Source organism: Enterobacter ludwigii, assembly GCA_023023105.1.
Taxonomy (GTDB): domain Bacteria; phylum Pseudomonadota; class Gammaproteobacteria; order Enterobacterales; family Enterobacteriaceae; genus Enterobacter; species Enterobacter adelaidei.
Genome location: CP083824.1, coordinates 4,270,888 through 4,291,621, shown reverse-complemented (window position 1 = coordinate 4,291,621; position 20,734 = coordinate 4,270,888). Strand labels below are relative to the sequence as shown.

Below are 20,734 nucleotides of genomic sequence, written 5' to 3'. Positions count from 1 at the left end.
AGCGAATCATGGCAGCGAAAATCCGTCGTGATGACGAAGTTATCGTGTTAACCGGTAAAGATAAAGGTAAACGCGGTAAAGTAAAAAATGTTCTGTCTTCCGGCAAACTCGTCGTTGAAGGTATCAACCTGGTTAAGAAACATCAGAAGCCGGTTCCGGCCCTGAACCAACCAGGCGGCATCGTTGAAAAAGAAGCTGCTATTCAGGTTTCTAACGTTGCAATCTTCAATGCGGCTACCGGCAAGGCTGACCGTGTAGGCTTTAGATTCGAAGACGGTAAAAAAGTCCGTTTCTTCAAGTCTAACAGCGAAACTATCAAGTAATTTGGAGTAGTACGATGGCGAAACTGCATGATTACTACAAAGACGAAGTAGTTAAAAAACTCATGACTGAGTTTAACTACAATTCTGTCATGCAAGTCCCTCGGGTCGAGAAGATCACCCTGAACATGGGTGTTGGTGAAGCGATCGCTGACAAGAAACTGCTGGATAACGCAGCAGCTGACCTGACAGCAATCTCCGGTCAAAAACCGCTGATCACCAAAGCACGCAAATCTGTTGCAGGCTTCAAAATCCGTCAGGGCTATCCGATCGGCTGTAAAGTAACTCTGCGTGGCGAACGCATGTGGGAGTTCTTTGAGCGCCTGATCACTATTGCTGTTCCACGTATCCGTGACTTCCGTGGCTTGTCCGCTAAGTCTTTCGACGGTCGTGGTAACTACAGCATGGGTGTCCGTGAGCAGATCATCTTCCCAGAAATCGACTACGATAAAGTCGACCGCGTGCGTGGTTTGGATATTACCATTACCACTACTGCGAAATCTGACGAAGAAGGCCGTGCTCTGCTGGCTGCCTTTGACTTCCCGTTCCGCAAGTAAGGTAGGGTTACTGAATGGCTAAGCAATCAATGAAAGCACGCGAAGTAAAGCGCGTAGCTTTAGCTGATAAATTCTTCGCTAAACGCGCTGAACTGAAAGCGATCATTTCTGATGTGAACGCTTCCGACGAAGATCGTTGGAATGCGGTTCTCAAGCTGCAGTCTCTGCCGCGTGATTCCAGCCCGTCTCGTCAGCGTAACCGCTGTCGTCAAACAGGTCGTCCACATGGTTATGTGGGCAAGTTTGGGTTGAGCCGTATCAAACTGCGTGAAGCCGCCATGCGCGGTGAAGTACCAGGCTTGAAAAAGGCTAGCTGGTAATTACCAATTGAATCACGGGAGTAAAGACAGATGAGCATGCAAGATCCGATCGCGGATATGCTGACCCGTATCCGTAACGGTCAGGCCGCGAACAAAGTTGCGGTCACCATGCCTTCCGCCAAGCTGAAAGTGGCAATTGCCAACGTGCTGAAGGAAGAAGGTTTTATCGAAGATTTTAAAGTTGAAGGCGACACCAAGCCGGAACTGGAACTTACTCTCAAGTATTTCCAGGGTAAAGCTGTTGTAGAAAGCATTCAGCGTGTCAGCCGCCCAGGCCTGCGCATCTATAAGAAAAAAGATGAGCTGCCAAAAGTTATGGCTGGTCTTGGTATCGCAGTTGTTTCTACCTCTAAAGGTGTTATGACTGATCGTGCAGCGCGCCAGGCTGGTCTTGGTGGCGAAATTATCTGCTACGTAGCCTAATCGGAGGAAAGAATGTCTCGTGTTGCTAAAGCACCGGTCGTTATTCCTGCCGGCGTTGATGTAAAAATCGACGGTCAGGTTATTACGATCAAAGGTAAAAACGGCGAGCTGACTCGTACCCTCAACAAAGCTGTTGAAGTTAAACATGCAGATAACGCTCTGACCTTCGGTCCACGTGATGGTTTCGTGGATGGATGGGCTCAGGCTGGTACCGCGCGTGCCCTGCTGAACTCAATGGTTGTTGGTGTTACCGAAGGCTTCACTAAAAAGCTTCAGCTGGTTGGTGTAGGTTATCGTGCAGCTATCAAAGGGAATGCAGTAGGCCTGTCTCTGGGCTTCTCACACCCTGTTGAGCATCCGCTGCCGGCCGGTATCACTGCAGAATGTCCGACTCAAACTGAAATCGTGCTGAAAGGCGCTGATAAACAGCTGATCGGTCAGGTTGCAGCAGATCTGCGCGCCTACCGTCGTCCTGAGCCTTACAAAGGCAAGGGTGTTCGTTACGCCGACGAAGTCGTGCGTACCAAAGAGGCTAAGAAGAAGTAAGGTAACACTATGGATAAGAAATCTGCTCGTATCCGTCGTGCGACCCGCGCACGCCGCAAGCTCAAAGAGCTGGGTGCAACTCGCCTGGTGGTACATCGTACCCCGCGTCATATTTACGCACAGGTAATTGCACCGAACGGTTCTGAAGTTCTGGTAGCTGCTTCTACTGTAGAAAAAGCTATTGCAGAACAATTGAAGTACACCGGTAACAAAGACGCCGCTGCAGCTGTAGGTAAAGCTGTTGCTGAACGCGCTCTGGAAAAAGGCATCAGCAATGTTTCCTTTGACCGTTCCGGGTTCCAATATCATGGTCGTGTCCAGGCACTGGCAGATGCTGCCCGTGAAGCTGGCCTTCAGTTCTAAGGTAGAGGTGTAAGATGGCTCACATCGAAAAACAGGCTGGCGAACTGCAGGAAAAGCTGATCGCGGTAAACCGCGTATCTAAAACCGTTAAAGGTGGTCGTATTTTCTCCTTCACAGCTCTGACTGTAGTGGGTGATGGTAATGGTCGCGTTGGTTTTGGTTACGGTAAAGCGCGTGAAGTTCCAGCAGCGATCCAGAAAGCGATGGAAAAAGCCCGTCGCAACATGATTAACGTCGCGCTGAACAACGGCACCCTGCAGCACCCAGTTAAAGGTGTTCACACGGGGTCTCGTGTATTCATGCAGCCAGCTTCAGAAGGTACCGGTATCATCGCCGGTGGTGCAATGCGCGCTGTTCTGGAAGTTGCTGGGGTTCATAACGTACTGGCTAAAGCATATGGTTCCACCAACCCGATCAACGTGGTTCGTGCAACTATTGATGGCCTGGAAAATATGAATTCTCCAGAAATGGTCGCTGCCAAGCGTGGTAAATCCGTTGAAGAAATTCTGGGGTAATTGACCATGGCAAAGACTATTAAAATCACTCAAACCCGCAGTGCAATCGGTCGTCTGCCGAAACACAAGGCAACGCTGCTTGGCCTGGGTCTGCGTCGTATTGGTCATACCGTTGAGCGCGAGGATACTCCTGCTATTCGCGGTATGGTCAACGCGGTTTACTTCATGGTTAAAGTTGAGGAGTAAGAGATGCGTTTAAATACTCTGTCTCCGGCCGAAGGCTCTAAAAAGGCGGGTAAACGCCTGGGTCGTGGTATCGGTTCTGGCCTCGGCAAAACCGGTGGTCGTGGTCACAAAGGTCAGAACTCTCGTTCTGGCGGTGGCGTACGTCGCGGTTTCGAGGGTGGCCAGATGCCACTGTACCGTCGTCTGCCGAAGTTCGGCTTCACCTCTCGCAAAGCAGCGATCACAGCGGAAATCCGTCTGTCTGACCTGGCGAAAGTTGAAGGCGGCGTTGTAGACCTGAACACGCTGAAAGCAGCAAACATTATCGGTATCCAGATCGAGTTCGCGAAAGTGATCCTGGCTGGTGAAGTTTCTACTCCGGTAACTGTTCGTGGCCTGCGTGTTACTAAAGGTGCTCGTGCTGCTATCGAAGCTGCTGGCGGTAAAATTGAGGAATAAGTAGCAGATGGCTAAGCAACCGGGATTAGATTTTCAAAGTGCCAAAGGTGGATTTGGCGAGCTGAAACGCAGACTGCTGTTTGTTATCGGCGCGCTGATTGTGTTCCGTATTGGCTCTTTTATTCCGATCCCTGGTATCGATGCCGCTGTACTTGCCAAACTGCTTGAGCAACAGCGAGGCACCATCATTGAAATGTTCAACATGTTCTCTGGTGGTGCTCTCAGCCGTGCTTCTATCTTCGCTCTGGGTATTATGCCGTACATTTCGGCATCTATTATTATCCAGCTGCTGACGGTCGTTCATCCGGCCCTGGCAGAGTTGAAGAAAGAAGGGGAGTCTGGACGTCGTAAGATTAGTCAGTACACCCGTTACGGTACTCTGGTGCTGGCAATATTCCAGTCGATCGGTATTGCTACCGGTCTTCCGAATATGCCTGGTATGCAGGGCCTGGTATTAAACCCAGGCTTTGCATTCTATTTCACCGCTGTTGTTAGTCTGGTCACAGGGACAATGTTCCTGATGTGGCTCGGCGAACAGATTACTGAACGTGGTATCGGTAACGGTATCTCGATCATTATCTTCGCCGGTATTGTTGCGGGCCTCCCGCCAGCCATCGCCCATACTATCGAGCAAGCGCGTCAAGGCGACCTGCACTTCCTCCTGTTGCTGTTGGTTGCAGTATTAGTATTTGCAGTGACGTTCTTTGTTGTCTTCGTTGAACGTGGTCAACGCCGCATTGTGGTGAACTACGCTAAACGTCAGCAAGGTCGTCGTGTCTATGCTGCACAGAGCACACATTTACCGCTGAAAGTGAATATGGCAGGGGTAATCCCGGCGATCTTCGCTTCCAGTATTATTCTGTTCCCGGCGACCATCGCGTCATGGTTCGGGGGCGGGACTGGTTGGAACTGGCTGACAACAATTTCGCTGTATTTGCAGCCTGGGCAACCACTTTATGTGTTACTCTATGCGTCTGCGATCATCTTCTTCTGTTTCTTCTACACGGCGTTGGTCTTCAACCCGCGTGAAACAGCAGATAACCTGAAGAAGTCCGGTGCATTTGTACCAGGAATTCGTCCGGGAGAGCAAACGGCGAAGTATATCGATAAAGTAATGACTCGTCTGACTTTGGTTGGTGCGCTTTATATTACTTTTATCTGCCTGATCCCGGAGTTCATGCGTGATGCAATGAAAGTACCGTTCTACTTCGGTGGGACCTCACTGCTTATCGTTGTTGTCGTGATTATGGACTTTATGGCTCAAGTGCAAACTCTGATGATGTCGAGTCAGTATGAGTCTGCATTGAAGAAGGCGAACCTGAAAGGCTACGGCCGCTAATTGGTCGCCTGAGAAGTTACGGAGAGTAAAAATGAAAGTTCGTGCTTCCGTCAAGAAATTATGCCGTAACTGCAAAATCGTTAAGCGTGATGGTGTCATCCGCGTGATTTGCAGTGCCGAGCCGAAGCATAAACAGCGCCAAGGCTGATTATTTCGCATATTTTTCTTGCAAAGTTGGGTTGAGCTGGCTAGATTAGCCAGCCAATCTTTTGTATGTCTGTACGTTTCCATTTGAGTATCCTGAAAACGGGCTTTTCAGCATGGTGCGTACATATTAAATAGTAGGAGTGCATAGTGGCCCGTATAGCAGGCATTAACATTCCTGATCAGAAACATGCTGTGATCGCATTAACTTCGATCTACGGCGTCGGCAAGACCCGTTCTAAAGCCATTCTGGCTGCAGCGGGTATCGCTGAAGATGTTAAGATCAGTGAGCTGTCTGAAGAACAAATCGACACGCTGCGTGACGAAGTTGCCAAATTTGTCGTTGAAGGTGATCTGCGCCGTGAAATCAGCATGAGCATCAAGCGCCTGATGGATCTTGGTTGCTATCGCGGTTTGCGTCATCGTCGTGGTCTGCCAGTGCGCGGTCAGCGTACTAAGACCAACGCACGTACCCGTAAGGGTCCGCGCAAACCGATCAAGAAATAATCGGGGTGATTGAATAATGGCAAAGGCACCAGTTCGTGCACGTAAACGTGTAAGAAAACAAGTCTCTGACGGCGTGGCTCATATCCATGCTTCTTTCAACAACACCATCGTTACTATTACTGATCGTCAGGGTAACGCATTGGGTTGGGCAACAGCCGGTGGTTCCGGTTTCCGTGGTTCTCGCAAATCCACTCCGTTCGCAGCTCAGGTTGCAGCAGAGCGTTGCGCTGAAGCCGTAAAAGAATACGGCATCAAGAATCTGGAAGTTATGGTTAAAGGTCCGGGTCCGGGTCGTGAATCTACTGTTCGCGCTCTGAACGCCGCTGGTTTCCGCATCACGAATATTACTGATGTGACTCCGATCCCTCATAACGGTTGTCGTCCGCCGAAAAAACGTCGCGTATAACGCTCGTTTTTTAGGTTAGTTGGAGATAGAAAATGGCAAGATATTTGGGTCCTAAGCTCAAGCTGAGCCGTCGTGAGGGCACCGACTTATTCCTTAAGTCTGGCGTTCGCGCGATCGATACCAAGTGTAAAATTGAACAAGCTCCTGGCCAGCACGGTGCGCGTAAACCGCGTCTGTCTGACTATGGTGTGCAGTTGCGTGAAAAGCAAAAAGTTCGCCGTATGTACGGTGTGCTGGAGCGTCAGTTCCGTAACTACTATAAAGAAGCAGCACGTCTGAAAGGCAACACGGGTGAAAACCTGCTGGCTCTGCTGGAAGGTCGTCTGGACAACGTTGTATACCGTATGGGCTTCGGCGCTACTCGTGCTGAATCACGTCAGCTGGTTAGCCACAAAGCAATCATGGTAAACGGTCGTGTTGTTAACATCGCTTCTTATCAGGTTAAAGCGAATGACGTTGTTAGCATTCGTGAGAAAGCGAAAAAGCAATCTCGCGTGAAGGCCGCTCTGGAGCTGGCTGAGCAGCGTGAAAAGCCAACCTGGCTGGAAGTTGATGCTGGCAAGATGGAAGGTACGTTCAAGCGTCAGCCAGAACGTTCTGATCTGTCTGCGGACATTAACGAACACCTGATCGTCGAGCTTTACTCCAAGTAAAGCTTAGTACCAAAGAGAGGACACAATGCAGGGTTCTGTGACAGAGTTTCTAAAACCGCGCCTGGTAGATATCGAGCAAGTGAGTTCGACGCACGCCAAGGTGACCCTTGAGCCTTTAGAGCGTGGCTTTGGCCATACTCTGGGTAACGCACTGCGCCGTATTCTGCTCTCATCGATGCCGGGTTGCGCGGTGACCGAGGTTGAGATTGATGGTGTACTTCATGAGTACAGCACCAAAGAAGGCGTTCAGGAAGATATCCTTGAAATCCTGCTCAACCTGAAAGGGCTGGCGGTGAGAGTTCAGGGTAAAGATGAAGTTATTCTTACTCTGAATAAATCTGGCATTGGCCCTGTGACTGCAGCCGACATCACCCACGACGGTGATGTTGAAATCGTCAAGCCGCAGCACGTGATCTGCCACCTGACCGATGAGAACGCAGCGATTAGCATGCGTATCAAAGTTCAGCGCGGTCGTGGTTATGTGCCGGCTTCTGCCCGAATTCATTCGGAAGAAGATGAGCGCCCAATCGGCCGTCTGCTGGTCGACGCATGCTACAGCCCTGTAGAGCGTATTGCCTACAATGTTGAAGCAGCGCGTGTAGAACAGCGTACCGACCTGGACAAGCTGGTCATCGAAATGGAAACCAACGGCACAATCGATCCTGAAGAGGCGATTCGTCGTGCGGCAACCATCCTGGCAGAACAACTGGAAGCTTTCGTTGACTTACGTGATGTACGTCAGCCGGAAGTGAAAGAAGAGAAACCAGAATTCGATCCGATCCTGCTGCGCCCTGTTGACGATCTCGAATTGACTGTCCGCTCTGCTAACTGCCTCAAGGCAGAAGCTATCCACTATATCGGTGATCTGGTACAGCGTACCGAGGTTGAGTTGCTGAAAACGCCGAACCTGGGTAAAAAATCTCTTACTGAGATTAAAGACGTGCTGGCTTCACGTGGTTTGTCTCTGGGCATGCGCCTGGAAAACTGGCCACCAGCTAGTATTGCTGACGAGTAACCGGATCACAGGTTAAGGTTTTACTGAGAAGGATAAGGTCATGCGCCATCGTAAGAGTGGTCGTCAACTGAACCGCAACAGCAGCCATCGCCAGGCTATGTTCCGCAACATGGCAGGTTCACTGGTTCGTCATGAGATCATCAAGACGACCCTGCCTAAAGCGAAAGAGCTGCGTCGCGTAGTTGAGCCGCTGATTACTCTTGCCAAGACTGACAGCGTTGCTAATCGTCGTCTGGCATTCGCCCGTACTCGTGATAACGAGATCGTGGCAAAACTGTTTAACGAACTGGGCCCGCGTTTCGCGAGCCGTGCCGGTGGTTACACTCGCATTCTGAAGTGTGGCTTCCGTGCAGGCGACAACGCGCCGATGGCTTACATCGAGCTGGTTGATCGTTCAGAGAAAGCAGAAGCTGCTGCAGAGTAATCTGCAGTAACGTAAAAAAACCCGCCTCGGCGGGTTTTTTTATATCCGGTAGATCCCCAACTTCTCTACAATGTTTGTATCAAATCTGTTCTTTCTCTGGAGCTGATAATGTGGTTGCTCGATCAGTGGGCAGAACGCCATATTCGCGATGCCCAAAAAAAAGGTGAATTTGATGATCTTCCAGGAAGTGGCGCTCCCCTTGTGCTGGAAGACGATTCGCACATCGCGCCAGAATTACGTGCAGGATACCGATTACTGAAAAATGCAGGTTGTCTTCCTCCTGAACTCGAACAGCGCAGGGAGGCGGTTGAGCTTGCTGATCTACTCAGAGGTATCCGTCAGGACGATCCTCGACATTCTGAACTTTCCCGTCGGCTCGCCCTGATTGAACTCAAGCTTCGCCAGGCTGGAATGAATACTGACTTTCTGCGCGGTGAATACGGCGAAAGATTGATGCATAAAATAAACGAGGAATAGTTATGTACCGTATCGGTGAACTTGCAAAGCTCGCGAACGTAACGCCGGATACCATCCGATACTATGAAAAGCAGCAGATGATTGATCATGAAGTACGCACTGAAGGCGGTTTTCGCCTTTATACCGATAACGATCTACAACGTCTGCGCTTTATTCGTTATGCGCGTCAGCTTGGTTTCACACTGGATTCGATCCGCGAGTTATTATCGATCCGTATTGATCCGGAACATCATACCTGCCAGGAGTCGAAGAGTATTGTTCAGGCCCGCCTGGATGAGGTTGAAGCGCGCATTCAGGAGTTGCAGACTATGCAGCGTTCTTTACAAAGGCTGAATGACGCCTGCTGTGGTACGGCGCACAGCAGTATCTATTGTTCAATTCTGGAAGCCCTTGAACAGGGGGCCAGTGGAGAAATGGAGGGCAGTTGATTTTTTGTCCGCCCGGGTCTAGACTTCCGTCGACATAAACCATGCTCAGGAGAAATGATGAGCCGCTATCAGCATACGAAGGGACAAATTAAAGATAACGCTATTGAAGCTTTACTACATGACCCGCTCTTCAGACAGCGCGTCGAGAAAAGTAAAAAAGGGAAAGGTAGTTATCTGCGTAAAGACAAGCATGCAAAACGGGGTAACTGGGAGGCCAGTGGCAAACAAGCGGATCGCTTTTTTACCACTGGCCTTCTTGCTTTTAGTTTCTGATCAAGAGCGATTATTCTGCTCTTTTAACAGATCGCGAATTTCTGCCAGCAATACTTCTTCTTTTGTTGGTGCTGGTGCTGCTGCAGGCTCTTCTTTTTTACGATTTAACTTGTTGATAAGCTTTATGGCCATAAAAATGGCAAACGCCACAATCACGAAGTCGAATATGTTCTGAATGAACACACCGTAATGCATTACGACCGCCGGGACATCGCCCTGCGCATCCCGGAGCGTGACGGCAAATTGTTTGAAATCAATGCCCCCGATTAATAACCCCAACGGTGGCATGATAATGTCGGCAACTAATGATGAGACGATCTTACCGAACGCCGCACCAATAATGACACCCACTGCCAAATCCACCACATTCCCGCGCATCGCAAATTCGCGAAACTCTTTAATAAAACTCATTATGCTCTCCTTGTGCCAGCTGACGATTATAAGTTTAACAAATGATTAGCTATTTGCCATTGGGGATAAATAATCGTTATGAAAAATAAAAGGCATGTTAAATAGAGGGATTATGTTCAGGTGCTCTTTGAGGAGCACCTGAATGATTACAGGAAGAATGGACTTGGCTGGAACAGGCGTTCGACATCGGTAATAAATTTTTTATCGGTAAGGAACATAATAACGTGGTCCCCTTGCTCGATACGTAAATTATCATTGGCAATCATGACATCATTCCCCCGTACTACGGCCCCGATAATTGTCCCCGGGGGAAGTTTAATCTCATCAATGGCGCGTCCCACAACGCGTGATGTGGTTTCATCACCATGAGCTACGGCTTCAATGGCTTCTGCCACACCGCGACGCAGAGATGAAACGCCGACAATATCCGCTTTGCGAACATGGCTCAGGAGGGCGGAAATGGTCGCTTGCTGTGGCGAAATGGCGATATCAATGACACTCCCCTGAACAAGGTCAACATAAGCCCGGCGCTGAATAAGCACCATCACCTTTTTTGCCCCCATTCGTTTGGCGAGCATGGCCGACATGATATTTGCTTCATCGTCGTTGGTGACGGCAATAAACAGATCAACCTGATCAATATGTTCTTCAGCCAGTAGTTCCTGATCCGACGCATCGCCATAAAATACGATCGTGTTCTGCAACTTTTCTGCCAGTTCAGAAGCTCGTTGCTGATCGCGTTCGATCAATTTCACGCTGTAATCTTTTTCCAGTCTACGCGCCAGGCCAGCACCGATATTGCCACCACCGACCAACATAATACGTTTATATGGCTTCTCGAGACGCTGAAGCTCACTCATTACTGCGCGAATATGCTGAGAGGCCGCAATAAAGAAGACCTCATCACCGGCTTCGACAATGGTGGAGCCTTGCGGACGAATCGGTCTGTCGTGACGGAAAATGGCTGCGACACGAGTATCAATGTGCGGCATATGCTCACGCATTGTGGAGAGCGCATTGCCGATTAATGGCCCACCGTAATAGGCCTTAACCACTGCAAGACTCACTTTACCTTCGGCAAAATTCACCACCTGCAGTGCGCCAGGATATTCGATCAGGCGATAGATATTGTCGATAACCAGTTGCTCTGGCGCGATGAGATGATCAATCGGGACCGCTTCGGAATTAAACAGTTTCTCTGCATCGCGGACATAGTCAGGAGAACGGATGCGCGCGATTCGGTTTGGTGTGTTGAAAAGTGAGTAAGCCACCTGACAAGCAACCATATTGGTTTCGTCAGAGCTGGTTACAGCAACCAGCATGTCGGCATCATCGGCACCCGCTTCACGAAGGACCCGTGGATGCGAGCCGTGACCCTGCACAACACGAAGGTCAAACTTGTCCTGCAACACGCGCAGCCGATCGCCGTTGGTATCAACAATAGTGATGTCATTGTTTTCACCAACCAGGTTTTCCGCCAGCGTTCCACCAACCTGTCCTGCACCCAGAATGATAATTTTCATATCTCGTGACCTGTTCTCAACATCACTCTTTGATTAGCTTAGCGTAAAAGAAACCATCACCCTCTTCTGCACCTGGCAGGTTCTGCTGACCGGGGCGTTCAGGCGTCCCCGTATCTCTTAATGCAGCGTCCGGAGTTCGTTTAAGGAAGGCCGCGATTTGCTGACTGTTTTCTTCCGGCAGTACGGAACAGGTTGCATAGACCAGCGTTCCGCCTGGTTTAAGATGTGGCCAAATGGCGTCAAGAATGTCGGATTGCAGCTGGGCAAGTTCCTTAATATCACGGTCACGACGCAGCCACTTAATATCCGGATGACGGCGAATAACACCGGTTGCCGAGCAGGGGGCGTCCAGCAAAATACGATCAAATTTCGTCTCGCCACACCATTCTGCGGGTTTGCGTCCATCACCTTGCTTAACCTGCGCCTTCATACCCAGACGTTTCAGGTTGTCGTAGACGCGTGAAAGACGTTGTTCATCAACGTCCACTGCCAATACGCTGGCCTGAGGCGCAACTTCCAGAATATGCGTGGTTTTGCCGCCTGGCGCGGCGCAGAGATCGAGGATCTGCTCTCCATTTTGTGGTTCAAGCCAGGTTATGCAACCCTGGGCAGAGGCATCCTGTACAGTTACCCAGCCTTCGTCAAAACCGGGTAATGCATGTACTGGTGCAGGCGATGCTAAACGTACGGCATCAGGATAGGCGTCATGTGTGAAGCCGTTCATTCCAGCCTCTTCAAGCAAGGCCAGCCAGGCATCGCGAGAATGATGATTACGATTCACGCGCAACCACATTGGTGGGCGCTGGTTATTGGCTTCGGCAATGTCCTGCCACTGCTGCGGATAAGCTTTTTTCAGGCGATTAAGAAGCCATTCCGGGTGCAGGAAACGTGTTTCACTTTGAGCAAACTCAGTAAGAAGCTCTTCCTGCTGTCGCTGGAACTGACGCAGTACTCCGTTGATCAGACCTTTCAGTTGGGGACGTTTGATCGCAACAGCACCTTCCACTGTCTCAGCCAGAGCGGCATGAGGTGGAATACGGGTATGAAGAAGCTGATAGAAACCTACCATAATTAAATAATGTACGGTGCGTTGCTTGCCGGTCATTGGCCGCGACATCAACTTATTGATCAACCACTCAAGCTGAGAGAGTGTGCGCAGGACGCCAAAGCAGAGCTCCTGAAGCAGGGCTTTGTCTTTATCAGAGACTTTTTGTTGCAGCGGAGGCAGGACGTTACTCAAAGACTGGCCCTGCTCGATAACCTGCTCAACGGCCTGGGCCGCCATACTGCGTAGATTTTGTTTTTTCATAGCCGTAAAAATAAAAATGCCCGGAAACACCGGGCCTTAAGGATAAATTTTCTCAGGCAAGACGTTTGCCGGGGATAAACCATTCGCGACGGGAATTTAACAGGTCCTGAGCGCTCATGGCTTTCTTACCGGCCGGTTGCAGTGCTTCAAGATTCAAGATCCCTTGGGCGGTCGCTACCTGGATACCGTTCTTGCTGACATCAATAATCGTACCGGGTTCAGCCGTGGTATTGCCGCAAATGACCGAGGCTTTCCAGACTTTCACTGGCTGCTCATCGATCTCCATCCAGCTCATTGGCCATGGATTAAACGCACGAATGCAGCGTTCGAGTTGAGCAGCTGACAGGGACCAGTCGATCCGCGCTTCTTCTTTGCTTAGCTTTTCGGCATAGGTAACAAGCGTTTCATCCTGAACTTCAGGTTGCGCCGTATTATCCGCAAGCTGTTGCAGCGTCTCGAGGAGACCCTGAGGGCCAAGGTCCGCCAGCTTGTCGTACAGCGTTGCGCTGGTGTCTTCCGCGGTAATCGGGCAGGCGAGTTTATAGAGCATGTCGCCAGTGTCTAAACCTACGTCCATCTTCATGATAGTGACGCCAGTCTCTGCATCACCTGCCCATAAAGAACGCTGGATAGGCGCGGCGCCACGCCAGCGAGGCAGCAGAGAACCGTGCACATTTACACAGCCCAGGCGAGGCATATCAAGCACAGCTTTGGGCAGAATTAAACCGTAAGCCACTACCACCATAACGTCGGCATTCAGGTCAGCAACAAGTTGCTGATTTTCCGGTGAACGCAGGGAGGCTGGCTGGAATACCGGTAATCCATGCTCTTCTGCCAGCATTTTTACCGGGCTTGGCATCAACTTTTTGCCGCGGCCAGCCGGACGATCTGGTTGAGTAAATACACCCACAATCTGGTGATCAGAAGACAACAGCGCGTCAAGATGACGCGCTGCAAAATCAGGCGTTCCTGCAAAGATAATACGTAGCGATTTAGACACGTTATTCCTTGTATCCCGGGGTGTTATGCACGCGAGCGCATACGATCCAGTTTCTCTACTTTCTGGCGAATACGCTGCTGTTTCAGTGGTGAGAGGTAATCGATAAACAGTTTACCGACCAGGTGATCCATCTCATGCTGAATACAAATCGCCAGCAGGTCGTCTGCTTCCAGCTCGAACGGATTACCGTCACGATCCAGAGCGCGAATTTTCACTTTTTCGGCACGTGGCACTAAAGCGCGCTGTTCCGGAATGGAAAGACAGCCTTCCTCAATACCGGTTTCGCCACTTTTCTCAAGCAACTCAGGATTGATCAGCACCAGACGACCATCGCGATTTTCAGAAACGTCGATCACGATAATGCGCTTGTGAATGTCCACCTGAGTCGCCGCGAGGCCAATGCCTTCTTCGGCGTACATGGTATCGAACATATCATCTACGATACGCTGAATTTCTGCATTCACTTCTTTAACCGGTTCAGCGACGATGCGAAGGCGCTCGTCCGGAATATGTAACACTTGCAAAACTGCCATAAATTTCCAGAGTCGTGTTCAGGAGTTGATAACAATAATACCTCTATTCTAGACAAATCCCCCATTGATTGACAGCATCAGTGACCAATCGCAATGATTGCGGAGGCCGCTTATGGCAGGGGAAAGGATGACATCTACCGAGATATGGTTACGGTTAATACATACAGGGTCTCTTTGTGGTGATGCAATGCTGGACGCCGTCGCACGGCTACAGAATCAGAAAAGCATAGATGTTCCTGTTCTCAGAAACGCCGGGCTGACAGCAAAGCAAGCTGAAAGGTTCTTTGCTCCAGATGAAAATGAGCTGGAACGCAGCCTGATGTGGCTTGAGCAGCCGGACAATCAATTATTAACGGCACATGATCCGCTTTATCCTCCCTTGCTTCGAACTATTCCTGATTATCCGGGGGCGTTATTTGTAAAAGGCAACCCAGAGGCGCTTAACACTATCCAGTTGGCTGTTGTAGGTAGCCGTGCGCCGTCATGGTACGGCGAGCGATGGGGGAAAATTCTGTGCGAGCAGCTTTCTCAAAGCGGGTTCACGATCACCAGCGGGCTGGCCTGTGGTATTGATGGCGTTGCCCACAACGCTGCGCTGTCAGTAAAAGGTCGTAGTGTAGCCGTGTTGGGGAACGGTCTTTTTAGCATTTATCCCCGTCGGCATCAGGCTTTGGCTATACGTCTCATCGAATCTGGCGGTGCGATAGTGTCTGAGTTCCCTCTTTCGGCGCAGCCCAGACCAGCAAACTTTCCGCGTCGTAATCGAATTATCAGCGGGCTTAGCAGAGGCGTACTGGTCGTTGAAGCGGCGCGGAGAAGCGGTTCACTGGTCACAGCTCGATGCGCGCTCGAACAGGGGCGAGAAGTCTTCGCCCTGCCTGGTCCGATAGGCAATCCCGGATGCGAGGGGCCCCACTGGCTGATTAAGCAAGGGGCAACACCGGTAACGGAAGTCGGGGACATTCTTGAAAATTTGCAATATGGGTTGCAATGGCTGCAGGAAGATCCCGAAAAGCGACAATATTCATCAGATCAGGGAAAGGTGGCATTGCCATTTCCCAAGCTCCTGGCTAACGTAGGAGATGAGGTAACACCTGTTGACGTTGTCGCTGAACGTGCCGGCCAACCTGTGCCAGTAACGGTAGCACAGCTACTCGAACTGGAGTTAGCAGGGTGGATCGCAGCTGTACCCGGCGGCTATGTCCGATTAAGGAGGGCATGCCATGTTCGACGTACTGATGTATTTGTTTGAGACTTACATCCATAACGAAGCAGAAATGCGAGTGGATCAGGACAAATTGACACAGGATCTTACCGATGCGGGGTTTGAGCGGGAAGATATCTATAATGCGTTGATGTGGCTGGAAAAGTTAGCTGATTATCAGGAAGGCCTTGCCGAACCTATGCAGCTTGCTTCTGACCCATTGTCTGTACGCATCTATACCGCTGAAGAGTGTGAAAGGCTGGACGCCAGCTGCCGGGGATTCATTTTATTCCTTGAGCAGATTCAGGTGCTAAACCTCGAAACGAGAGAAATGGTGATAGAGCGCGTCATGGCGCTGGATACAGCAGAATTTGAACTGGAAGACCTCAAATGGGTGATCCTGATGGTTCTGTTTAATATTCCAGGCTGTGAAAATGCCTATCAGCAGATGGAAGAATTACTCTTTGAAGTGAATGAAGGTATGCTGCATTAATTCAATATGCAGCACCAAGAGTTGTTATGGCCAAATCAGCACTATTCACGGTGCATAAAAATGAGCCCTGTCCGCAGTGCGGGGCTGAACTTGTTATTCGGTCCGGGAAACACGGCCCGTTTCTCGGTTGTTCACAGTATCCGGAATGTGATTATGTCCGTCCCCTGAAAAGCCAGGCGGACGGACATATCGTTAAAATTCTGGAGGGGCAGCTTTGCCCTCTCTGCGGCGGTGAGTTAGCGCTGCGTCAGGGGCGTTTCGGCATGTTCATTGGATGTAGCCGTTACCCTGCATGCGAACATACAGAACAAATTGATAAACCGGATGAAACGGCTATTGCTTGTCCTCAATGCCAGCGTGGGCAACTGGTACAGCGTCGTTCTCGTTTTGGTAAGACCTTCCATTCTTGCGATCGCTATCCTGAATGCCAGTTCGTTATCAATTTCAAACCGGTAGCGGGCGTCTGCACTCATTGCAATTATCCGCTACTTATTGAGAAGAAAACGGCGCAAGGTATGAAACGCTTTTGCGCCAGTAAACAATGTGGAAAGCCGGTTTCGGCGGATCAAAATAGTGAATAATAACCTGCCATCAGGCTCCATTGCGCATGCGGTGGATGTCCTGAAAAATGAAGAAGTCATCGCCTATCCAACTGAAGCTGTCTTTGGGGTCGGTTGCGATCCTGACAGCGAGACGGCCGTTGGCCGATTACTGGCACTCAAACAGAGGCCCGTCGAAAAAGGGCTGATTTTAATCGCTGCCAATTATGAACAACTAAAGCCTTATATTGATGATTCCATGTTAACACCGGCTCAGCGGGAGACTGTCTTCTCCGCGTGGCCAGGGCCTGTGACCTTTGTTTTTCCGGCGCAACCTTCGACACCGCGCTGGTTAACCGGAAAGTTTGATTCCCTCGCCGTCCGCGTCACCGACCATCCGCTGGTGGTGGAACTGTGCCTGGCGTTTGGCAAACCACTGGTCTCAACCAGTGCCAACCTGACCGGGCTGCCTCCGTGCCGAACAACTGAAGAAGTACTGGCGCAGTTCGGGAGCGATTTCCCGGTAGCATTGGGTGAAACGGGTGGTCGACTGAATCCGTCGGAAATCCGCGACGCTTTGACCGGCGAACGTTTTCGCCAGGGGTAATATGATGGAAGCTTATGCTGTTTTTGGTAATCCGATAGCGCACAGTAAGTCACCCTGGATCCATCAGCAGTTTGCTGACCAGCTCCAGATAGTTCATCCCTATGGCCGCGTGCTGGCACCTGTTGACGCATTTGTTCCGACCCTGAATGCTTTTTTCGACGCGGGCGGTAAAGGTGCAAATGTGACGGTACCTTTCAAAGAAGAAGCTTTTGAACGGGCAGATGAACTGACTGAACGTGCTTCTCTTGCCGGTGCCGTGAATACGCTAAAACGGCTTGAGGATGGGCGGTTACTTGGCGATAACACGGATGGTATCGGGTTGCTTAGCGACCTGGAAAGACTGTCATTTATTAAACCGGGTTTTCGAATTCTACTGATAGGTGCGGGCGGGGCTTCTCGTGGCGTACTGCTTCCTCTCTTATCTTTTGATTGTGCTGTGACAATTACCAACCGCACGTTTTCCAGAGCAGAAGCGTTAGCGGGGTTGTTCGCACATACCGGCAGTGTAAGCGCAGTTGCGCTTGATGATCTGGCGGGTCACGAGTTCGATCTGATCATTAATGCTACCTCTAGCGGCATTGGTGGCGAAGTTCCGGCGATCCCTTCTGCACTGGTGAGTCACCACATCTATTTCTACGACATGTTTTATCAGAAAGGGAAGACACCTTTCCTGAACTGGTGTGAGCAACACGGCGCGAAGCATCTGGCGGATGGACTGGGTATGCTGGTGGGGCAGGCGGCACATGCGGTGCTGCTCTGGCACGGAGTGCTACCTGCGGTCGAACCGGTGATTGAAAAGCTGAAGCAGGAATTGACTGAGTGAACCAGGCAATTCATTTTCCTGATAGAGAAGTCTGGGATGAGAGCAAACAGGCTGTCTGCTTTCCGGTGCTGGTGCACGGGATGCAATTGACCTGTGCGATCGGCGGAGAAACGCTGCTGAGTCGCTTTGGCGGTTCTCATCCACTAGACGTCTTTTGTGAGAATCGCTGGGATCTCGAAGAGGAAGCCAGCGATTTGATCCGCGATCAGCAGGAAGACGATCAGGGCTGGGTCTGGTTGTCCTGAGCCAAATACTCATCTTTCCATTTCACATAGTTATTCGCTGAGTATCTCAACCCTTCTATTTCCGCCTCTTTTAAGGGGCGGATCTGTTTCACCGGGCTACCTAAATAGAGATAACCGCTTTCCAGATGTTTGTTTTGCGGGACAAGACTTCCAGCGCCAATCATTACATCATCTTCTACTATCACACCATCCAGCAAAATCGAGCCCATCCCCACAAGCACCCGATTACCGATAGTGCAGCCGTGAAGCATCACTTTATGGCCGATAGTGACATCCTCTCCAATGATGAGCGGATTGCCCTCAGGGTTGTATGAGGATTTGTGCGTGACGTGCAGAACGCTACCATCCTGAATATTGGTACGGGCACCAATCGACACATAGTTGACATCCCCCCTGATGGCGACAAGTGGCCAAATACTGACATCAGCGGCTATTCGCACATCACCAATGACCACGCTGCTGGCATCGATCATCACGCGATCGCCTTTTTTGGGGAACAGATCTTTATAGGGACGTAATACTGAGGGCATATCTACCTCTATGGATGAGCGCTATATAGAAGACTTTGATCATAATATTGGATCGAGGCAAGGTAAAATGCGTCAATATTTAAGCAGATCGGGTGGGTTTTCAGCGAAAAGCGCGGAAAATCGTCAGTCGGAAAAAAAGATCCAAAAAGTACTTGTGCTAAAAAATGGGATCCCTATAATGCGCCTCCATCGACACGGCGGATGTGAATCACTTCACAAACAACCCGGTCGGTTGAAGAGAAAAAATCCTGAAATAACGGGTTGACTCTGAAAGAGGAAAGCGTAATATACGCCACCTCGCAACGATGAGCTGAAAGCCGCGTTGCAACTGCTCTTTAACAATTTATCAGACAATCTGTGTGGGCACTCAAAGTGACATGGATTCTTAATGTCTTCGGACACTAAATGAATACCAAGTCTCAACGAGTGAACACGTAATTCATTACGAAGTTTAATTCATTGAGCATCAAACTTTTAAATTGAAGAGTTTGATCATGGCTCAGATTGAACGCTGGCGGCAGGCCTAACACATGCAAGTCGAGCGGTAGCACAGAGAGCTTGCTCTCGGGTGACGAGCGGCGGACGGGTGAGTAATGTCTGGGAAACTGCCTGATGGAGGGGGATAACTACTGGAAACGGTAGCTAATACCGCATAACGTCGCAAGACCAAAGAGGGGGACCTTCGGGCCTCTTGCCATCAGATGTGCCCAGATGGGATTAGCTAGTAGGTGGGGTAACGGCTCACCTAGGCGACGATCCCTAGCTGGTCTGAGAGGATGACCAGCCACACTGGAACTGAGACACGGTCCAGACTCCTACGGGAGGCAGCAGTGGGGAATATTGCACAATGGGCGCAAGCCTGATGCAGCCATGCCGCGTGTATGAAGAAGGCCTTCGGGTTGTAAAGTACTTTCAGCGGGGAGGAAGGTGCTGAGGTTAATAACCTCAGCAATTGACGTTACCCGCAGAAGAAGCACCGGCTAACTCCGTGCCAGCAGCCGCGGTAATACGGAGGGTGCAAGCGTTAATCGGAATTACTGGGCGTAAAGCGCACGCAGGCGGTCTGTCAAGTCGGATGTGAAATCCCCGGGCTCAACCTGGGAACTGCATTCGAAACTGGCAGGCTAGAGTCTTGTAGAGGGGGGTAGAATTCCAGGTGTAGCGGTGAAATGCGTAGAGATCTGGAGGAATACCGGTGGCGAAGGCGGCCCCCTGGACAAAGACTGACGCTCAGGTGCGAAAGCGTGGGGAGCAAACAGGATTAGATACCCTGGTAGTCCACGCCGTAAACGATGTCGACTTGGAGGTTGTGCCCTTGAGGCGTGGCTTCCGGAGCTAACGCGTTAAGTCGACCGCCTGGGGAGTACGGCCGCAAGGTTAAAACTCAAATGAATTGACGGGGGCCCGCACAAGCGGTGGAGCATGTGGTTTAATTCGATGCAACGCGAAGAACCTTACCTACTCTTGACATCCAGAGAACTTTCCAGAGATGGATTGGTGCCTTCGGGAACTCTGAGACAGGTGCTGCATGGCTGTCGTCAGCTCGTGTTGTGAAATGTTGGGTTAAGTCCCGCAACGAGCGCAACCCTTATCCTTTGTTGCCAGCGGTCCGGCCGGGAACTCAAAGGAGACTGCCAGTGATAAACTGGAGGAAGGTGGGGATGACGTCAAGTCATCATGGCCCTTACGAGTAGGGCTACACACGTGCTACAATGGCGCATACAAAGAGAAGCGACCTCGCGAGAGCAAGCGGACCTCATAAAGTGCGTCGTAGTCCGGATTGGAGTCTGCAACTCGACTCCATGAAGTCGGAATCGCTAGTAATCGTAGATCAGAATGCTACGGTGAATACGTTCCCGGGCCTTGTACACACCGCCCGTCACACCATGGGAGTGGGTTGCAAAAGAAGTAGGTAGCTTAACCTTCGGGAGGGCGCTTACCACTTTGTGATTCATGACTGGGGTGAAGTCGTAACAAGGTAACCGTAGGGGAACCTGCGGTTGGATCACCTCCTTACCTTAAAGAACCTGCCTTTGCAGTGCTCACACAGATTGTCTGATGAAAAGTAAATAGCAAGGCGTCTTGCGATTGAGACTTATACGTCCCCTTCGTCTAGAGGCCCAGGACACCGCCCTTTCACGGCGGTAACAGGGGTTCGAATCCCCTAGGGGACGCCACTTGCT

The 20,734-nt window shown here is 50.6% G+C and carries 31 protein-coding genes, 1 tRNA gene and 1 rRNA gene; 27 read left to right on the top strand and 6 right to left on the bottom strand.

The annotated features are described in order from the left end of the window. The first annotated feature begins 8 nt into the window (after nucleotides 1-8). The 19 genes from rplX to LCD46_20750 all read left to right on the top strand — a co-directional run bounded on the left by rplX (nucleotide 9) and on the right by LCD46_20750 (nucleotide 9,334). On the top strand, nucleotides 9-323 hold the full coding sequence (gene rplX / locus LCD46_20840) for a 50S ribosomal protein L24 (protein ID UOY70442.1): 315 nt from the start codon (nucleotides 9-11) through the stop codon (nucleotides 321-323). Between the two features lie 14 nt (nucleotides 324-337). Continuing rightward, entirely contained in the window at nucleotides 338-877 is a 540-nt protein-coding gene (rplE, locus tag LCD46_20835) for a 50S ribosomal protein L5 (protein ID UOY70441.1), read from the top strand. A gap of 14 nt (nucleotides 878-891) precedes the next feature. After that, nucleotides 892-1,197 (top strand): 30S ribosomal protein S14, encoded by a 306-nt coding sequence (gene rpsN / locus LCD46_20830; GenBank protein UOY70440.1) that lies wholly within the window; start codon nucleotides 892-894, stop codon nucleotides 1,195-1,197. A 30-nt stretch (nucleotides 1,198-1,227) separates the two neighbouring features. Then, nucleotides 1,228-1,620 carry a 30S ribosomal protein S8 gene (gene rpsH, locus LCD46_20825; protein UOY70439.1) on the top strand — a complete coding sequence of 131 codons (393 nt, stop codon included), beginning with the start codon at nucleotides 1,228-1,230 and terminating at the stop codon, nucleotides 1,618-1,620. 12 nt (nucleotides 1,621-1,632) lie between these two features. Further along, nucleotides 1,633-2,166 (top strand): 50S ribosomal protein L6, encoded by a 534-nt coding sequence (gene rplF, locus LCD46_20820; protein UOY70438.1) that lies wholly within the window; start codon nucleotides 1,633-1,635, stop codon nucleotides 2,164-2,166. A 9-nt stretch (nucleotides 2,167-2,175) separates the two neighbouring features. Next, nucleotides 2,176-2,529, top strand: coding sequence for a 50S ribosomal protein L18 (gene rplR, locus LCD46_20815; GenBank protein UOY70437.1), 354 nt, complete (start codon nucleotides 2,176-2,178; stop codon nucleotides 2,527-2,529). Nucleotides 2,530-2,543: 14 nt separating this feature from the next. Continuing rightward, nucleotides 2,544-3,044, top strand: a complete 501-nt coding sequence (rpsE, locus tag LCD46_20810; GenBank protein UOY70436.1) for a 30S ribosomal protein S5 — start codon at nucleotides 2,544-2,546, stop codon at nucleotides 3,042-3,044. 6 nt (nucleotides 3,045-3,050) lie between these two features. Next, nucleotides 3,051-3,230 (top strand): 50S ribosomal protein L30, encoded by a 180-nt coding sequence (rpmD, locus tag LCD46_20805; protein ID UOY70435.1) that lies wholly within the window; start codon nucleotides 3,051-3,053, stop codon nucleotides 3,228-3,230. Nucleotides 3,231-3,233: 3 nt separating this feature from the next. Continuing rightward, complete coding sequence (gene rplO, locus LCD46_20800; GenBank protein ID UOY70434.1) at nucleotides 3,234-3,668, top strand: 50S ribosomal protein L15; 435 nt, start codon at nucleotides 3,234-3,236, stop codon at nucleotides 3,666-3,668. 7 nt (nucleotides 3,669-3,675) lie between these two features. Beyond that, nucleotides 3,676-5,007 (top strand): preprotein translocase subunit SecY, encoded by a 1,332-nt coding sequence (secY, locus tag LCD46_20795; GenBank protein UOY70433.1) that lies wholly within the window; start codon nucleotides 3,676-3,678, stop codon nucleotides 5,005-5,007. A 31-nt stretch (nucleotides 5,008-5,038) separates the two neighbouring features. Beyond that, nucleotides 5,039-5,155: a 50S ribosomal protein L36 gene (rpmJ, locus tag LCD46_20790; GenBank protein ID UOY70432.1), complete on the top strand. Its 117-nt coding sequence runs from the start codon at nucleotides 5,039-5,041 to the stop codon at nucleotides 5,153-5,155. A gap of 146 nt (nucleotides 5,156-5,301) precedes the next feature. Next, nucleotides 5,302-5,658 carry a 30S ribosomal protein S13 gene (rpsM, locus tag LCD46_20785; protein UOY70431.1) on the top strand — a complete coding sequence of 119 codons (357 nt, stop codon included), beginning with the start codon at nucleotides 5,302-5,304 and terminating at the stop codon, nucleotides 5,656-5,658. Nucleotides 5,659-5,674: 16 nt separating this feature from the next. Beyond that, on the top strand, nucleotides 5,675-6,064 hold the full coding sequence (gene rpsK, locus LCD46_20780) for a 30S ribosomal protein S11 (protein ID UOY70430.1): 390 nt from the start codon (nucleotides 5,675-5,677) through the stop codon (nucleotides 6,062-6,064). Between the two features lie 32 nt (nucleotides 6,065-6,096). Then, a complete protein-coding gene (rpsD, locus tag LCD46_20775; protein UOY70429.1) occupies nucleotides 6,097-6,717 on the top strand; it encodes a 30S ribosomal protein S4 in 621 nt (206 codons plus the stop codon). A gap of 25 nt (nucleotides 6,718-6,742) precedes the next feature. Then, nucleotides 6,743-7,732: a DNA-directed RNA polymerase subunit alpha gene (gene rpoA, locus LCD46_20770; protein UOY70428.1), complete on the top strand. Its 990-nt coding sequence runs from the start codon at nucleotides 6,743-6,745 to the stop codon at nucleotides 7,730-7,732. A 40-nt stretch (nucleotides 7,733-7,772) separates the two neighbouring features. Beyond that, nucleotides 7,773-8,156 carry a 50S ribosomal protein L17 gene (gene rplQ / locus LCD46_20765; protein ID UOY70427.1) on the top strand — a complete coding sequence of 128 codons (384 nt, stop codon included), beginning with the start codon at nucleotides 7,773-7,775 and terminating at the stop codon, nucleotides 8,154-8,156. A 108-nt stretch (nucleotides 8,157-8,264) separates the two neighbouring features. Then, nucleotides 8,265-8,633, top strand: a complete 369-nt coding sequence (locus LCD46_20760) for a DUF1992 domain-containing protein (protein ID UOY70426.1) — start codon at nucleotides 8,265-8,267, stop codon at nucleotides 8,631-8,633. Nucleotides 8,634-8,635: 2 nt separating this feature from the next. Beyond that, nucleotides 8,636-9,061, top strand: a complete 426-nt coding sequence (gene zntR / locus LCD46_20755; GenBank protein UOY70425.1) for a Zn(2+)-responsive transcriptional regulator — start codon at nucleotides 8,636-8,638, stop codon at nucleotides 9,059-9,061. A 57-nt stretch (nucleotides 9,062-9,118) separates the two neighbouring features. Beyond that, entirely contained in the window at nucleotides 9,119-9,334 is a 216-nt protein-coding gene (locus LCD46_20750; protein ID UOY70424.1) for an alternative ribosome-rescue factor A, read from the top strand. Here LCD46_20750 and mscL read toward each other — a convergent pair whose 3' ends face one another. From mscL to def, 5 genes are all read right to left on the bottom strand, one after another. Beyond that, nucleotides 9,335-9,745, bottom strand: coding sequence for a large-conductance mechanosensitive channel protein MscL (gene mscL, locus LCD46_20745; protein ID UOY70423.1), 411 nt, complete (start codon nucleotides 9,743-9,745; stop codon nucleotides 9,335-9,337). It abuts the gene before it with no gap. 146 nt (nucleotides 9,746-9,891) lie between these two features. Then, a complete protein-coding gene (gene trkA / locus LCD46_20740) occupies nucleotides 9,892-11,268 on the bottom strand; it encodes a Trk system potassium transporter TrkA (GenBank protein ID UOY70422.1) in 1,377 nt (458 codons plus the stop codon). A 22-nt stretch (nucleotides 11,269-11,290) separates the two neighbouring features. Then, on the bottom strand, nucleotides 11,291-12,577 hold the full coding sequence (gene rsmB / locus LCD46_20735) for a 16S rRNA (cytosine(967)-C(5))-methyltransferase RsmB (GenBank protein ID UOY70421.1): 1,287 nt from the start codon (nucleotides 12,575-12,577) through the stop codon (nucleotides 11,291-11,293). 52 nt (nucleotides 12,578-12,629) lie between these two features. Continuing rightward, entirely contained in the window at nucleotides 12,630-13,577 is a 948-nt protein-coding gene (gene fmt, locus LCD46_20730; protein UOY70420.1) for a methionyl-tRNA formyltransferase, read from the bottom strand. Between the two features lie 23 nt (nucleotides 13,578-13,600). Then, nucleotides 13,601-14,110 (bottom strand): peptide deformylase, encoded by a 510-nt coding sequence (def, locus tag LCD46_20725; protein UOY70419.1) that lies wholly within the window; start codon nucleotides 14,108-14,110, stop codon nucleotides 13,601-13,603. A 127-nt stretch (nucleotides 14,111-14,237) separates the two neighbouring features. On the opposite strand from def, the gene dprA reads away from it, so the two are divergent. Genes dprA through LCD46_20695 form a run of 6 tightly spaced genes read left to right on the top strand, consistent with a single transcriptional unit; the run spans nucleotide 14,238 to nucleotide 18,021 of the window. Further along, the gene (gene dprA / locus LCD46_20720; GenBank protein UOY70418.1) at nucleotides 14,238-15,362 is read left to right on the top strand and encodes a DNA-protecting protein DprA; all 1,125 of its coding nucleotides are present in this window, start codon (nucleotides 14,238-14,240) and stop codon (nucleotides 15,360-15,362) included. Next, the gene (gene smg / locus LCD46_20715; protein UOY70417.1) at nucleotides 15,334-15,807 is read left to right on the top strand and encodes a DUF494 family protein Smg; all 474 of its coding nucleotides are present in this window, start codon (nucleotides 15,334-15,336) and stop codon (nucleotides 15,805-15,807) included. The genes dprA and smg overlap by 29 nt, the downstream gene beginning before the upstream one ends. 26 nt (nucleotides 15,808-15,833) lie before the next feature. Continuing rightward, nucleotides 15,834-16,388 carry a topoisomerase DNA-binding C4 zinc finger domain-containing protein gene (locus LCD46_20710; protein ID UOY70416.1) on the top strand — a complete coding sequence of 185 codons (555 nt, stop codon included), beginning with the start codon at nucleotides 15,834-15,836 and terminating at the stop codon, nucleotides 16,386-16,388. After that, entirely contained in the window at nucleotides 16,381-16,953 is a 573-nt protein-coding gene (gene tsaC / locus LCD46_20705) for an L-threonylcarbamoyladenylate synthase type 1 TsaC (GenBank protein UOY70415.1), read from the top strand. The genes LCD46_20710 and tsaC overlap by 8 nt, the downstream gene beginning before the upstream one ends. Before the next feature lie 4 nt (nucleotides 16,954-16,957). After that, a complete protein-coding gene (aroE, locus tag LCD46_20700; protein ID UOY73017.1) occupies nucleotides 16,958-17,776 on the top strand; it encodes a shikimate dehydrogenase in 819 nt (272 codons plus the stop codon). Further along, complete coding sequence (locus LCD46_20695) at nucleotides 17,773-18,021, top strand: DUF1488 domain-containing protein (protein ID UOY70414.1); 249 nt, start codon at nucleotides 17,773-17,775, stop codon at nucleotides 18,019-18,021. Before aroE ends, LCD46_20695 begins: the two co-directional genes overlap by 4 nt. On the opposite strand, the gene LCD46_20690 is transcribed toward LCD46_20695, so the two are convergent. Then, nucleotides 17,997-18,551, bottom strand: coding sequence for a gamma carbonic anhydrase family protein (locus tag LCD46_20690; GenBank protein ID UOY70413.1), 555 nt, complete (start codon nucleotides 18,549-18,551; stop codon nucleotides 17,997-17,999). The genes LCD46_20695 and LCD46_20690 overlap by 25 nt on opposite strands. Before the next feature lie 476 nt (nucleotides 18,552-19,027). Here LCD46_20690 and LCD46_20685 point away from each other — a divergent pair. Both LCD46_20685 and LCD46_20680 read left to right on the top strand, forming a co-directional pair. Then, a 16S ribosomal RNA gene (locus LCD46_20685) occupies nucleotides 19,028-20,567 on the top strand. An 85-nt stretch (nucleotides 20,568-20,652) separates the two neighbouring features. Beyond that, nucleotides 20,653-20,728, top strand: a tRNA-Glu gene (locus tag LCD46_20680). Nucleotides 20,729-20,734: the final 6 nt, after the last annotated feature.